We start from the raw sequence: 13,296 nt of genomic DNA on the forward strand, positions 1-13,296 counted from the left end.
GCGGGCAGCGGGCGGCCATTCCCAGTGAGCCGTCCAAGCGGCAGGGAGATCTGTGCCATACCCGCCACCCGAGGGTGATCGAAACACTACGACAGCTCCGAAATCACCCTCAACAAAATCGTAAGGAAGGTGACCTCATCATGGGGAAGGGAAACAAGTCAGCGATAGTGTCGCTGGTCGAACGCTCTTCGCGGTTCCTCGTCGCCTTCGTGCTCCGTCCCGGGAGCAGGTCCGGCAACACGCGGGACCAGTTCATCGAAGTGCTCGGTGTCATGCCCGCCACCTTGCGGAGGACGTTGACATAGGACCGGGGATCGGAGATGGCCAAGCACACCGAGGTCACAGCTGCACTGGGGATGCTGGTGTACTTCTGCGATCCGGCCAGCCCCCTTGCAGCGTGCGTCAAACGAGAACGCTAACGGCCTATTTCGTCAGTACTTCCGGAAGGGAGATGACCTAAGCATCATCAAACCGGGGGATGTTCTCTTCGCGGCGGCGGAGATCCACAGCCGCCCCAGAGCTGTACTGAATTGGTCCCGCGCATCCGCCAAGTTCGCGACCTATCACGCCGCTGCGGTCGAGTTAGCACGACGCAATTCCTGCGTCCCGTGAGGAGATCCTCTAGCGCAGCGTCTATCGGCTCTTAGGAACAAATGTTGAGGAAACCTGTGGCACCCGGACGAGCAACAAAAGTGATGACGTGGCCCTTGTCATCCCGGAAAATAGCGTTTGAGCCGGACACTGTCACAGTGCCGGCCTGGTAAGGGTTTCCCCATCCCTGAGGGGGATTGCCCCCGCCGCCGTCCAATGGTATTTCGGCGAGGAAGAACATGTCGTCAACTCGCAATTCCTTGATTCCGCAGTGGGTATAGAGCATGGCTGGCACGCCGGGAGCGATAGGGGACGGTGACTCCGAGGCGGCCTCGGTTATCGGCCTGCCAGGACCTGAGCAGGCAGCCAGAACGGCCGATAGCGTAACGCCCATTAGCGAGAGTCTGATTTTTCCGGCCATTTGACCGCACCCCAATTCCCGATCAGGCTCAAAGAGTATGCCGAGGGAAAGAGCGCCACAATACAAGGGCTGGTCACGTTTTCCTCACGGCGTCTGGTATTGGATCCTCGACCTAGCCACAACACGTCAGAAGAAGCCGCGTAGCGCAGGGAACGGCCACAGATTCAAGAGCGTGTGGGGCCCAACGCTAGGACCCACGCCTACGTGTGCGTCAGAGTTGAAATATCACTTCGGCGTTCTCGGATTTGAGTGTCAGCGGAGTGCCTAGATTGAACCGGCGATCTGACGGGAAGGCCAGGTAGAGGATTCCCCCGAAGGGGCCGTCTGACAGCGAGTTGCTATGCGCGGTCATCAACTCCGTGCCGTGTCCATCTGTGAGGGTAAATCGCTCCTGCGCCGGTGCAAGAGTTGTCTCGGCCCTATGCCTGGATGGAATGCGGGCCTCTGATCTGCGGCGAATGAGGAGATGGGTCTCTGTGGTCTCCAAAGTCTGAACTGTGAGATCCATGCCGCTCTGACGGACGACGGTCAAGTTGCACGTGAACATGATGGCATTCTAGGCACTGAGGAAATGAGCCGGGAGTGGCTTCACCAGTCACTCTTCCAACAGCTGCGGGGAGGGCCCAGCCAACCCTCATGGCAAAGGGAGTACCTTCCTACGCCGGTAAAGGATCGGCTTGAATCCTTGGTCGTCCCGCCCGCGTCAAAACCGTAGGACCGTGCTCTACGAGTCAGAGCTACACTGGGCCCAAGGATGGATTGGGGGATCCCGGGCGTCATTCCGCTATTCCACTGGTCGGTCGCAGCTAGCGAACCAAGGGAACGACCATGAACTTCTTCCAGGATTACCCAATCCCGGCGCCCGCTCCGCGTCCGAGAACGCCTCAGTTACCGACCCAAGGGCGGCAACGCCGGGGAAGACGACATGTCCGCAAACGGTGCACTCTGGCTATGGCCGCTCCCGCCGGCCGGGGACCTGCGCCTGGTCTCTCAGTGGACCGAGATGGGTATGGGCGAAAGCTCGCTCACCGTCGACGGCGCCCAACTCCGGAATGCTGCTGCAGGCGTCAAGGGGTACTGGCCGACTGAGACCGGACATGAATAGCGGTTCTTTCCCCATAGGCCACCTGGTCACCCGCACCAGCAGGTATGTTCAAGGCAACTCCCTGCTGCGGCGTCCGTGAGAAACCGCCCTGCCCCAGATGGATCGAAGCGTCGCGGCGTACAGAGCCTTCGATGTGGAGGCAATCCCCCTTTCAGTGTGGCGCACGCGGGGGATTGACGGACTCGACAGGGATGGCATCCTCGTGGGCCTCGACTGGTCAGGGGTCCGCGCAACGGGTTATGACGTTCATCCTCTTAAGGTCCGGGCTGGACTCGAAGCCAGAGAATAGGGCCAACAGAGCCGTGTCCGGTAAGGATCGCCTCCCGGGCGCTGACAGGCCCAATTGACTGAACCGTTAACTCGTGGACAACACTCCAGATAATACTTTCGCGAAGCCGGCGTGGCTGTTGTAGGCCAGCCGTAGGCTACGTCAAAGACACCCAGCCGCTGGCTGAGGAAACGCATATTCGAATAGACGCGCCAATAGAAGGCGGCCAAGGGTTTGGCCGCCACGACCCGGCCCGGGGGCAGGTGCCCCCGGGTTCGGCCCGGATGCCGAGAGGCAGACGGCGAGACCGGCTACGGCAGCGGCCCTGAAGAATCCGGTGGGGTGTGAACTCATCGCGGAACCCCAGATGTCTGCGGCGCGGGGCTCGCTGCCCCACTTGAAAACAAAATTCCGGCACAGGGCCAAGAGTTACAGCCGGGCTGGATTTTTTGGAGCGGTGCCGGCTTCGGACGTGGCGCCCGAAATCCTTGCCGACGTCGAGAAGCGCGCTTAGATGCTTGTCACCTGACGGTCTGCGGAGACACGCGTAAGGAAGTCCTCGACTACGGCCGCGAACTCGTCAGGCCGTTCGATCTGAGGCATGTGTCCGGTCTTGGCGAAGACGTGCGACTCGGCGCGGGGCAGCGCCGCGGCGGCCGCTTCAAGGTGGCTGAACGGCAGGATGTGGTCGTGGTCGCCCCACACCACCAGCGCCGGAACATCGGACTTGGCGAGCGCGCCGATCAGAGCGGTGCGCCACTCGGCCCGGACACCGGAGATCGTTCCCAGGTCGCGGGCGACGTCGACCAGCGTCCGGCGGTGCGCCTCCCGCTGCGACAGGGCGAGCGCGTGGCCGATGCGGTCGTCCGTGACCAGCGTTTTGTCGTAGAAGAGTGATTGGACGGTCCGGCGTNGTTTTGTCGTAGAAGAGCGACTGGACGGTCCGGCGTGATGCTTTCTCGTCGGGCCGCAGGAGCAGGGCCGCGAGCGGGCGGACCGCAAGGAGGCGAAGGACCAGTGCCACTTCCTTGCCGAATCCGGCGCTGTTGGCCAGCACGAGCGCGGAGACGCGGCCCGGATGGTCGGCGGCCAGCTTCATGGCCACGGCACCGCCGAGCGAGTTGCCCATCACGGGCAGCGGCCCGGAAACCCCGACGGCGTCCAGGAAGGCAGGCAGTATCCCAGCCAGCTTCGCGAGCGTCGTCGTGCCGGGGAGCCGTTCGGAGTACGCGAAGCCGGGAAGGTCGACGCTGTAGACCGTGTGGCGGTCCGAGAGCCGCTCGTGCTGTTCGTTCCAGTCCTCGAGGCTCTGGCCGATGCCGTGCAGCAGCAGGACCGGATCCCCGCTGCCGGTCTTCCGGTAGCGCAGGCGTGTCCCCGCGACGGTGACGTGGCCCGTTCCCGGCAGCGCGAGGGGATCCCGGGCCGGGGCCGCGGGTTGGGGGACGGTTTCGCGCACCGGCTGCCCGCGCCGGCCGAACCGGGCGTGGTCGGTCAGCCTGCCGGCCCGGAGCAGGGCGAAGTCGCGGAAGTAGTTCTGGTGCAGCCGCCAAGGCGAGCCTGCGCCCTGTCGGGGCAATTGGTCGGCGCCGCGGAAAATGTAGCCGGCCTTCAGGTCGATCAGCGAGGACAGCGTGCCGTTGGCGACGTCGGCGGGTGCCACGGGTACCACCCACTGGAGGTTCCGGCGGTCGAGCTGCTTGATCAGCCTGCAGATGTAGCCGGCGACCAGGTCCGCCTTCAGGGTCCAGGACGCGTTGGTGTAGCCGATGGTGAGGGCGAAATTCGGGACCGCCTCCAGCATCATGCCCTTGTAGGTGAGGGTTTTGCCGACGTCCACGGGCTCGCCGTCGACGGAGAGCTTCATGCCGCCGATCACCAACAGGTTCAGTCCCGTGGCCGTGACAATGACGTCGGCGGGCAGCGATGTGCCGGAGGCCAGATCAATCCCGTCCGGGGTGATCCGGGAGATCGTGTCGGTCACGATCTCGGCAGTGCCGGCACTGATGGCCAGGTAAAGGTCCCCGTTGGGGATCGCGCAGACCCGCTGGTCCCACGGCTGGTAGGAGGGGGCCAGGTGCGTGTCCACCGGGAAGCCCGCCGGCAGTTTGGCTACTGCCGACTTGCGCAGGATCGCCTTCATTGTCTCGGGCCGCCGTCGGCTGAGCTGGTAGGTGAACATGGAGAAGAGAATGTTCTTGGTGCGTACGACGTCGTATGCCAGTTGCGCGGGCAGCTTGCCCCGGAGGCGGTCGGCCAGGTGGTCCCGCGCGGGGACGGGGGCGATGTAGGTGGGGGAGCGCTGCAGCATGGTCACCTTGGCTGCCGACTTTGCCATGGACGGCACCAGCGTCACGGCCGTGGCACCGCTGCCGATGACCACCACCTGCTTTCCCTCGTAGTCGAGGCCGGCCGGCCAGTGCTGCGGGTGGACGATTGTTCCGGCAAAGGTGTCGGCCCCTTCGATGGCCGGGGTGAAGCCCTCGTCGTAGCGGTAGTAGCCGGAACAGACGGACAGGAACGAGCAGGTGAAGGTGAGCGGCTCGGCGGAGGCGGTGTGGCCGGACCGGTACTCGCCGCCGGAGGTGCGGACCGCCGTCACGGTCCATAAAGCGGTTTCGCTTGACCATGCTGCAGAGATGACCCGGGTGTTCAGCCGGATCTGCGGTGCCAGGCCCTCGTCGGCGACGGTTGCCTCGATGTACTCGCGGATCGAATCGCCGTCCGCGATCGCCTTAGCGCCGGCCCAGGGCCGGAACGAGTAGCCGAGCGTGTACATGTCGCTGTCGGACCGGATCCCGGGGTACCGGAACAGGTCCCAGGTCCCCCCGAAGGCGTTCCGGGACTCCAGCACGGTGAAGGTTTTTCCTGGTACCTCGCGCTTCAGCCGGCTGGCGAAACCCACGCCGCTCAGCCCGGCGCCGACAATCAACACATCTACGTGCTCGCTCATGCCGCCAAGTTATCGACTTAATGTTGAGATAGTCAACACCGTGTTGAAGACCGGGGTTAGGATGGGCGCATGGCTCAGAGAGGAAGACGCAGCGCGAGGGTTTCGGGCGATGAGCGACAGGACGCAATCCTGGTCACCGCCGAGGCCCTCCTGGCCAGCCGTGCCTTTGACGACGTCTCCATCGAGGACCTGGCCCGGGGTGCCGGCATTTCGCGCCCCACGTTCTACTTCTACTTCCCCTCGAAAGATGCCGTGCTGCTGGCCCTGCTGGACCGGGTCATCACCGAGGTCGAGCACCGGGTGGGGCACCTGCCACGCGATTTCGAGACCGACCCCGCGGGTGCGTGGACCCGTTCCATCGGAATGTTCGTTGAGGTGTTTGTCTCGCACCGCGGCGTGTCCACCGCCGCCATCGGGGCGCGCGCCCGCAACGACGAGGTGCGGGGGCTGTGGTCCAAATCGATGCAGTCCTGGGTCGACTTTTCAAGCGACGTCATCCGTGCCGAGCAGGCCCGCGGCGCCGCGCCGGCGGACACCGACGCGCACGACCTCGCGGTGAGCCTGAACCTGATGAACGAACGGGTCATTACTGCTGTCCTCAACCGGGAGAGTCCCGCCATCGCGGAGACCGCCGCCCTGGAGGTCCTGTCAACCATCTGGATCCGCAGTATATACGGGTCCGACAAACCCGGCGGCCGCTAAGGCCCGCGCCGAAAGGAAACCATAATGCCCTCCATCAAGACGCTCACCGTGCTCGGCACCGGAGTGCTCGGCTCCCAGATCGCCTTCCAGGCCGCATTCCACGGTTTCGCAGTCACCGCCTACGACGTCGACGAGGACGCACTCGCCAAGGCGCGGGACCGTTTCACCCGCCTCGCCGGCATCTACCGGGCACAGGTAGCCGGCGCCTCCGAGGACAAGACGGAAGCAGCCCTGGCAAACCTCCGCCTCACCGCAGACCTCGGGGACGCCGTCGTCGACGCGGACCTCGTGATCGAAGCCGTTCCCGAACTGCTGGAACTCAAACGCGACGTCTACCGCGAGCTCGGGGAGCTGGCGCCGGCCGAGGCGATCTTCGCGACCAACTCGTCCACCTTGCTGCCCAGTGACCTGAAAGACTTCACCGGACGCCCGGACCGCTTCCTCGCGCTGCACTACGCGAACAACATCTGGGCGCAGAACATCGCCGAGGTCATGGGCACCGCGGAGACGGACCCGGCGGTGTACGCCGCTGTCGTCGACTTTGCCCGGACCAGCGGACTGGAGCCGATCGAGATCAAGAAGGAGACGGCCGGCTACGTCCTGAACTCGCTGCTGGTTCCGCTGCTGAACGCGGCCGCCGGACTGCTGCTGCAGGGCGTCGCCGACCACCACACCATTGACAAGACCTGGCGCACCGCCACGGGGGCCCCGAGCGGACCGTTCCAGATCTACGACGTCGTCGGCCTCACCACGGCGTACAACATCGCCTCGGTCTCGCCGGATGCCGGTTCCCAGGCGTTCGCCCAGTACCTGAAGGAGCACTACATCGACCAAGGCAAGCTGGGCGTCGCCTCGGGGGAGGGCTTCTACAAGTACTGAGCCGCGGACCTTTAGTGCTGCTGCAGCTCATCCCGTTCGACGTCTTGGACCGACGGGGAGAGCAGGCAGAACTCATTGCCCTCCAGGTCGGCCAGCACCACCCAGCTGACGCAAGGACGGCCGGCGCGCCGGCGACCTGCTGAACAGGGACTTCACCGCCCCGGCCCCGAACCGGATCTGGGTGACTGATTTCACCTACGTCCCGGTCTATTCCGGATTCGTTTACGTCGCCCTGGTCATCGACCTGTACTCGCGGGTGATCGTCGGTTGGGAGACCTCAACCGTCAAGGACACCGCGTTCGTTGAACACTGCCTGCGGATGGCCTTGTGGCGGCGCGAACACACGGGCCGCCCGGCACCGGCGGGACTGATCCACCACTTGGATGCGGAAAGCCAGTACACCTCGATCCGTTATGCGGACACCGTGGCCCTGGAGGGCCTGGAGCCGTCCATTGGCAGCGTGGGTGATGCTTACAACAATGCAGCCGCCGAGACCGTGATGGGGCTGTTCAAGAACGAGGCCGTCGCCAAAGATTCACCGTTCCGCGCGGGGGCGTTGAAGACCGAAACCGACGTGACGGAGGTCGTCTTCGAGTGGGTCCACTGGTACAACAAGGAACGCCTGCATTCCGCCCTGGATCACCAGACGCCAGAGGAATATGAGCAGACATATTATGATCTACAAACCGGCGCGCTACCCGACGACGCCGCCAACAAACAGGCGGCATGATTCCCGGGACGGTTCAGCCTGCCGGTCATTGCCCTGCTTGAGAGTGCCAGGGTTCCGAAGAGACACAGGGATGTCAGCAGACCCCGACCGGCTCACAGTTGCCAGCGGCGTCGGCTCCCTGCCAGGTCGTATCTACGGACCAACAGTCGGCACCTCCCACCCGGTGCTGCGGGAACAATCATCGATGACTGTCCTCATGGGCATGACGGGCAAGCTCTGCCTCGACCCAGCCCAAACCCCGGTGATCAACGAAGTCATCAGCCCAACCCCTACTGACATCGGGTGGGCGCGGAGTTCCTTCATGATTTCGCAGCTCGAGGCAAGGTGATTCGTGACGGTTCGGACCTGCCCAGCCTTGGCAGGGCGGAAAGGATCATGAATCTGGCTTTGGCATTAGGCCTTCACTCGGTGTGACAACAGGTCGGGGAAAGCCGGTAACTGCGACCGTCAAGTAAGCGGGCGGTGTCAGGTTGGGGTGTAGCTCAGGCTGGCGGGCTGCCTCTGGCGTTGGACCTGTGATGGCGCCCCACGGTCTGCCCCCCGTTTCGCAGTCCCCGGGCCAATTTCAGTCACAGGGACGGCACAGCAAGGGGACAGGGCGGCAAAAGGAACACGTCTCAGGATGTTCTTAGCACCTCGAGTACGTCGGGGTCTTGACGCACAAGGAGCACGATCATGAATCAGGTTCGAAAAATTGCTGCCGGCGCGGCCCTGCTCGGGGCCATCATCGGAGGAGGGGCCCTGACGGCGGCGGCACTGCCCGCCAATGCTGCCACGACCACTGACTCGTCCACCAGCAGCACGGCGCCGAACAGCCACACCCACGGAAACGAAACCGCCCTGACCGGCGACACGGCCGACAAGGTCAAGGCCGCGGTCCTGGCTGCCAACGCCGGTGCCACCGTGGACGAGATGACCACCGAAGATGACGGCAGTGCCGCCTACGAAGCACACATCACCAAGTCCGACGGAACCCACGCCACTGTCAAGCTCGACGCCAACTACGCAGTCACCGCCACCGAAACAGGTGGCCCGGGCGGCCGTGGACACCACGGCAACAGCAACGAAACCGCCCTGACCGGCGACACGGCCGACAAGGTCAAGGCCGCGGTCCTGGCTGCCAACGCCGGTGCCACCGTGGACGAGATGACCACCGAAGACGACAGCAGTGCCGCCTACGAAGCACACATCACCAAGACCGACGGAACCCACGCCACCGTCAAACTCGACGCCAACTACGCGGTCACCGCCACCGAAACAGGTGGACACGGACACTGACACAACAGGAACATGCGGGCAGGGATCGAGTACTCCCTGCCCGCATGTTTTGCTTGAATGCTGCTCCAGCCGGCGAGGAGCCGGGCCGGAGCTCCGGTGCTCTACGACCCGCTCGTTCAGAAAGTGCGTGCCCTGAGTCCGGTTGGTGTGTAGCTCATCCGCGGCTTGGATAATCTGAGTACGGGTGGCGGTCCGTTGTCTTGGCCCGTTTCGTCCCGATCGCGCGGATCTTCCCGCCGACGTCGGGGGAATGGATTACCCGAACGTTCATCCTTTTCAACACGATCGGCGCCCTGGTCTGGGGCACCGGGAGTCACGATGCTGAGTTTCTGGCTCGGTCAATGTGCCGCAATGTGCCCGGATCGGGCGATATGTCAACCTGATCTTCATCGCAATCGTGGTGGCCTCCTTCATCCGCATCCTTGAGGAAACCCTCCGGGGCCGCCGCAGTCGGACTTTGGATAACAGAGGCTGACACCCCAGCACACCCTCGCAGCATGTCGAGAAGACATGAACTGGACAGAGCCGACGGAGCCAACAGCAAAGAGCGGTCCGCGTGGGTATCGCAACGCCTCGCCACTCCTTGCGCTACGCCCCGGATTCCATCCGGCCAAACAACTGCCACGCGTCCCCGTGGATTGTGAGCAAATTCCCAGCCTATCCCCGTGTGGCGCGCAAGGCGGGCATGGGATGGTAACTCCCTAGGCTGGACCGGGCAGGTCTATCTTGACGCCGGGCCGGCGGTTTCGCGGGAGCAGCGTCAGGAGGACGCAATGTTCGGCACCAGGAAGCGCGCACCGGTGAGAACGCCATTGGGAGGCCGATTGCGGGCTCGGCCTGTCCGCGTCCTGCTGGTGCTGGCAGTACTTCTGGCGGCCCTTTCGGGCTGCGAGACCGGGCCGGGTTCGTCACCGGCCAACAGCGGGACGCCCGGGCATGTCTTCGTGATCAACCTCGAAAACCAAGGGTATGACCGGGTCTTCGGATCCACGGCCTCCATGCCGTACCTGGCGGGCACGCTGCGGTCCCAAGGGGTGTTGCTGACCAACTATTACGGCGTCGCCCACGATTCCCTGCCCGATTACCTGGCACAAATCTCGGGCCAGCCGCCGAACGCCAGCACCGTGAAGGACTGCCCGACATTCACCCCCTTTACGCCATCCGGAACGGACAGCCAAGGACACCTGCTGGGCACCGGGTGTGTGTATCCGACGGACGTTCCAACCGTTGCCGGGCAACTGACCGGCGCCGGGAAAACGTGGAAAGGCTACATGGAGGACATGCAGTCACCCTGCCTGCATCCTGCCCTGGGCGCCCCGGACGACCACCGGACTGCCACGCGGGCGGATCAGTACTCCACCCACCACAACCCCTTTGTCTACTTTCGTTCCATCACGGATTCCCCGGACTGCACCAAGAACGTGGTCAACTACACCTCGTTGGCCACGGATCTGCTCACGGTCAACACGACCCCAAACCTGTCCTACATCACCCCCAACCTCTGCCACGACGCCCATGACAGCCCCTGCGCTGACGGGAATCCCGGCGGGCTCGGGGCAGCCGACGCCTGGTTAAAGACTGCGGTGCCTGCGATTATTGACTCCCCGGCCTTCAAGCAGGACGGGATGCTGGTCATCACCCTTGATGAAGCCGACAACGGCAGGATGGGGCCGCCAAACGGCGTCCCCGGAGGCACGGCCGGAGGACAGGTCGGAGCCCTGGTGCTATCACCTTTCAGCCCGCAAGGCGGAACTTCTTCCCAGCCCTACAACCACTACAGCCTGCTGGCCACCATGGAGGATTTCTTCTCTGTTCCCCGCCTCGCCGGAGCAGCAGAGACGGGCGTCACCGCATTCGGAGCCGACGTCTACAAGTCCCATGCGTAGCAACAACGGGCGCACCAAACACGCCGCCAATCCTGAACGGAGCCGCGGCCCCTTCCAGAGACTGTTGGCGGGCTGGATCGCCCTGGTCCTCGGGGCGCTGCTGGCATTTGCCGGAAGCGGCGCCGCCGGGGGACCGGTCATTTGCCGACGCCGGGATCTCCAGGATCAAGCACGTGGTGATCATTATCCAGGAGAACCGCTCCTTCGACACCTACTTCGGGACCTACCCGGGCGCCGACGGGATTCCGATGGCCAACATCGAGCCGGCCGTGTGTCTGCCGGATCCCGCCAACGGCGGGTGCGTCAAACCTTTCTACAACCCGGCCGACGCCAACGTCGGTGCCCCGCACAGCCACAATGACGAAGTGGCCGACGTGGACGACGGGGCCATGGACGGCTTTGCGGCCCAAGCGGAAAAGGGCCTGGCCGGGTGCACGGCCGCCCAGTCGGACTGCCGCTACCGGACCACCACCACGGATGTGATGGGGTACCACGATGGCCGGGACCTTCCCACATACTGGGACTACCCCTGCAACTTCACGCTGCAGGACCACATGTTCGCGGCCGCCTCCGCCTTGAGCCTTCCGGCCCACCTTTACCTGGTCTCGGAATGGTCCGCCAAATGCACCACCGCCGGGGACCCGGCGTCGTGCACCAATGCGCTCCAGAACCCGGACTCCGGACCCGACCCCGAAATCATCGGCAACAGCCTGATCGGGAAATGCCAAGCCGCCGCGGACCTTGCCCCCTGCAAGCAAGCCCTCACCGCCGCCGGTATCAGCCCGGACCTGGCCGCCGGCGTGGACCGGCTCATCAACGCCAGCTGCAAGCCCACTGAGACCTACCCGGCCTGCCAGGCCGCCGTCGACGCGTTCCTGCCGCACTGAAGCAGGAACTCTCCGACGCCGCCACCTGCGTCACTATCAAGCAGGATGCCACAACGCCGGGCCTGTGGAACCCCCTGCTGTACTTCGACACCGTCAAACAGGACGGGGAACTAGGGAACATCCAGCCCCTGACCAACTTCTACGACGCCGCGCGACGAGGAGCGCTGCCCGCCGTAACGTGGATCGCCCCGACGGACAAGGTCAGCGAACACGCGCCGGCCAAGATCAGCACGGGCCAGCAATACGTCGCCGGGCTCATCAACGCCATCATGAGCGGACCCGACTGGAACAGCACCGCCATCTTCCTGAACTGGGACGACTGGGGCGGGTTCTACGACCACGTCCAACCACCCAATGCGGACAGCAACGGGTACGGGTTCCGCGTCCCCAGCCTGATCATCAGCCCTTTCGCAAAGAAGGGATACATCGACCATCAAACCCTGAGCCAGGACGCCTACATCAAGTTCATCGAGGACGACTTCCTGCACGGCCAACGGATCGATCCGGCCACCCACGTCCGGCCCGATCCCCGCCCGGACGTCAGGGAAAACAGCCCGATCCTGGGCGACCTCACCCAGGCGTTCGACTTCAACAGCAGCCGCTGCCGCCGCACCTGATCGCCAACGCCAGCACATACTAGGGCCCGGGCTCGACCGGTGTCACGGAGAACTTTCAGCCGAGGGCTGCGGGTTTGCGACGTTCCCGCCAGGACAAGTAGGCCGCCACGAGGGCGATGCCCCCGGCGAGGGTGAGACTGACAGGGCCGGTTCCCCATCCCAGACCACCCCGCCCTGCAGGAACGGTAACCCAGCCCGCAAACGATGCTCCCAGCGGCCGCGTCAGGATATACACAAACCAGAACGTGGGAACCGCACCACGCCATCCACGCCAGCAGAGTACTGCCGCCACACCGATCACCCCGGCAACGAAGGCCCCGGAGAGCAGGTAGCCCAGGTTCAGCGTATACGCGGTCAAATCCCCGACCGCCGTCCCCAAAGCGAACGTTGTCAACACCGCGGCCCAGTAGAAGCCTTCCCGCCGCCGGGTGTCCACGCTATGAATCGACAACGTCCCTTCCGACGGATGCCACAGCAAAAACACCCCGGCCAGGCCGACCAGGAACACAGCCAGCTCTGCCCCGACACAGGCCAACGCAAGGACCGGCTCCATGACATAGACAAGAAGATCCGACGTCGTCTCACCCACGTCATCACCTTCGCCACCCAAAACCACAGCGTGATATCCGGGACTTCCAGCCCCAGCCCGCGATCAACCTCGCCCACCACAGGCAGCGGTGCCCCCACAAGGGCTGACTCCGCCGGACAAGTCGTAGGTCCGGCCGCTACGCAAAGCGGGCTGTGCAGGGGCTGCATTGGTCAGGCGCGCACATCCTCTGTATGGGTATGGTTCCTCTGCACGTGCTTGTCGCGTTGACCGATTCAGAAATCGCCCAAACTTCGAAACGGCATGGGACTGTCCGATAAACGGTGTGTGGGGTCCGGCGGTTTTCATTAGTGGAAGGTTCTTTCGAACCGGCCAGCGAAGGTGATCGCGAACGCGTTGAGCGCAGGCTTCCACCTCATCACCCAGCGTGCC

The 13,296-nt window shown here is 64.2% G+C and carries 12 protein-coding genes and 2 pseudogenes; 10 read left to right on the forward strand and 4 right to left on the reverse strand.

The features are described 5' to 3' along the window. The first annotated feature begins 140 nt into the window (after window positions 1–140). Window positions 141–305, forward strand: a complete 165-nt coding sequence (locus tag IEW19_RS22415; RefSeq protein WP_188573765.1) for a hypothetical protein — start codon at window positions 141–143, stop codon at window positions 303–305. 918 nt (window positions 306–1,223) lie between these two features. On the opposite strand, the gene IEW19_RS22420 is transcribed toward IEW19_RS22415, so the two are convergent. Then, window positions 1,224–1,559: a hypothetical protein gene (locus IEW19_RS22420; RefSeq protein WP_188573766.1), complete on the reverse strand. Its 336-nt coding sequence runs from the start codon at window positions 1,557–1,559 to the stop codon at window positions 1,224–1,226. Between the two features lie 378 nt (window positions 1,560–1,937). Here IEW19_RS22420 and IEW19_RS22425 point away from each other — a divergent pair, with 378 nt between their 5' ends. Beyond that, entirely contained in the window at window positions 1,938–2,117 is a 180-nt protein-coding gene (locus tag IEW19_RS22425; protein ID WP_188573767.1) for a hypothetical protein, read from the forward strand. Between the two features lie 778 nt (window positions 2,118–2,895). On the opposite strand, the gene IEW19_RS24435 is transcribed toward IEW19_RS22425, so the two are convergent. Then, entirely contained in the window at window positions 2,896–3,387 is a 492-nt protein-coding gene (locus tag IEW19_RS24435) for an alpha/beta fold hydrolase (RefSeq protein ID WP_505592655.1), read from the reverse strand. A gap of 70 nt (window positions 3,388–3,457) precedes the next feature. Next, window positions 3,458–5,338 (reverse strand): annotated as a pseudogene (locus tag IEW19_RS22440) (alpha/beta fold hydrolase); the annotation flags it as partial. 69 nt (window positions 5,339–5,407) lie between these two features. On the opposite strand from IEW19_RS22440, the gene IEW19_RS22445 reads away from it, so the two are divergent. The 8 genes and pseudogenes from IEW19_RS22445 to IEW19_RS23795 all read left to right on the forward strand — a co-directional run bounded on the left by IEW19_RS22445 (window position 5,408) and on the right by IEW19_RS23795 (window position 12,317). Further along, window positions 5,408–6,040 (forward strand): TetR/AcrR family transcriptional regulator, encoded by a 633-nt coding sequence (locus IEW19_RS22445; protein ID WP_188573769.1) that lies wholly within the window; start codon window positions 5,408–5,410, stop codon window positions 6,038–6,040. A gap of 24 nt (window positions 6,041–6,064) precedes the next feature. After that, a complete protein-coding gene (locus tag IEW19_RS22450; protein WP_188573770.1) occupies window positions 6,065–6,919 on the forward strand; it encodes a 3-hydroxyacyl-CoA dehydrogenase in 855 nt (284 codons plus the stop codon). A 139-nt stretch (window positions 6,920–7,058) separates the two neighbouring features. Beyond that, window positions 7,059–7,649: an IS3 family transposase gene (locus IEW19_RS22455; RefSeq protein ID WP_268236332.1), complete on the forward strand. Its 591-nt coding sequence runs from the start codon at window positions 7,059–7,061 to the stop codon at window positions 7,647–7,649. A gap of 52 nt (window positions 7,650–7,701) precedes the next feature. Beyond that, window positions 7,702–8,063 (forward strand): annotated as a pseudogene (locus tag IEW19_RS22460) (aldolase/citrate lyase/malate synthase family protein); the annotation flags it as partial. 261 nt (window positions 8,064–8,324) lie between these two features. After that, window positions 8,325–8,927: a PepSY domain-containing protein gene (locus IEW19_RS22465; protein WP_188573772.1), complete on the forward strand. Its 603-nt coding sequence runs from the start codon at window positions 8,325–8,327 to the stop codon at window positions 8,925–8,927. 824 nt (window positions 8,928–9,751) lie between these two features. Continuing rightward, window positions 9,752–10,813 (forward strand): alkaline phosphatase family protein, encoded by a 1,062-nt coding sequence (locus tag IEW19_RS22470; protein WP_229748693.1) that lies wholly within the window; start codon window positions 9,752–9,754, stop codon window positions 10,811–10,813. 173 nt (window positions 10,814–10,986) lie between these two features. After that, complete coding sequence (locus tag IEW19_RS23790; RefSeq protein WP_229748695.1) at window positions 10,987–11,700, forward strand: alkaline phosphatase family protein; 714 nt, start codon at window positions 10,987–10,989, stop codon at window positions 11,698–11,700. 128 nt (window positions 11,701–11,828) lie between these two features. Continuing rightward, the gene (locus IEW19_RS23795; RefSeq protein ID WP_229748700.1) at window positions 11,829–12,317 is read left to right on the forward strand and encodes an alkaline phosphatase family protein; all 489 of its coding nucleotides are present in this window, start codon (window positions 11,829–11,831) and stop codon (window positions 12,315–12,317) included. 55 nt (window positions 12,318–12,372) lie between these two features. Here the strand turns inward: IEW19_RS23795 and IEW19_RS22480 are convergent, their stop codons facing one another. Beyond that, the gene (locus IEW19_RS22480; protein WP_229748697.1) at window positions 12,373–12,906 is read right to left on the reverse strand and encodes a COG4705 family protein; all 534 of its coding nucleotides are present in this window, start codon (window positions 12,904–12,906) and stop codon (window positions 12,373–12,375) included. Window positions 12,907–13,296: the final 390 nt, after the last annotated feature.

The organism is Arthrobacter liuii (assembly GCF_014639275.1).
Lineage (GTDB): Bacteria > Actinomycetota > Actinomycetes > Actinomycetales > Micrococcaceae > Arthrobacter > Arthrobacter liuii.

What these genes read in the sequence shown, in the direction of transcription:
- IEW19_RS22415 (WP_188573765.1), top strand. Translation starts at nt 141, where the DNA reads ATGGGGAAGGGAAACAAGTCAGCGATAGTGTCGCTGGTCGAACGCTCT.
- IEW19_RS22420 (WP_188573766.1), bottom strand. Translation starts at nt 1,559, where the DNA reads ATGTTCACGTGCAACTTGACCGTCGTCCGTCAGAGCGGCATGGATCTC.
- IEW19_RS22425 (WP_188573767.1), top strand. Translation starts at nt 1,938, where the DNA reads ATGTCCGCAAACGGTGCACTCTGGCTATGGCCGCTCCCGCCGGCCGGG.
- IEW19_RS22445 (WP_188573769.1), top strand. Translation starts at nt 5,408, where the DNA reads ATGGCTCAGAGAGGAAGACGCAGCGCGAGGGTTTCGGGCGATGAGCGA.
- IEW19_RS22450 (WP_188573770.1), top strand. Translation starts at nt 6,065, where the DNA reads ATGCCCTCCATCAAGACGCTCACCGTGCTCGGCACCGGAGTGCTCGGC.
- IEW19_RS22465 (WP_188573772.1), top strand. Translation starts at nt 8,325, where the DNA reads ATGAATCAGGTTCGAAAAATTGCTGCCGGCGCGGCCCTGCTCGGGGCC.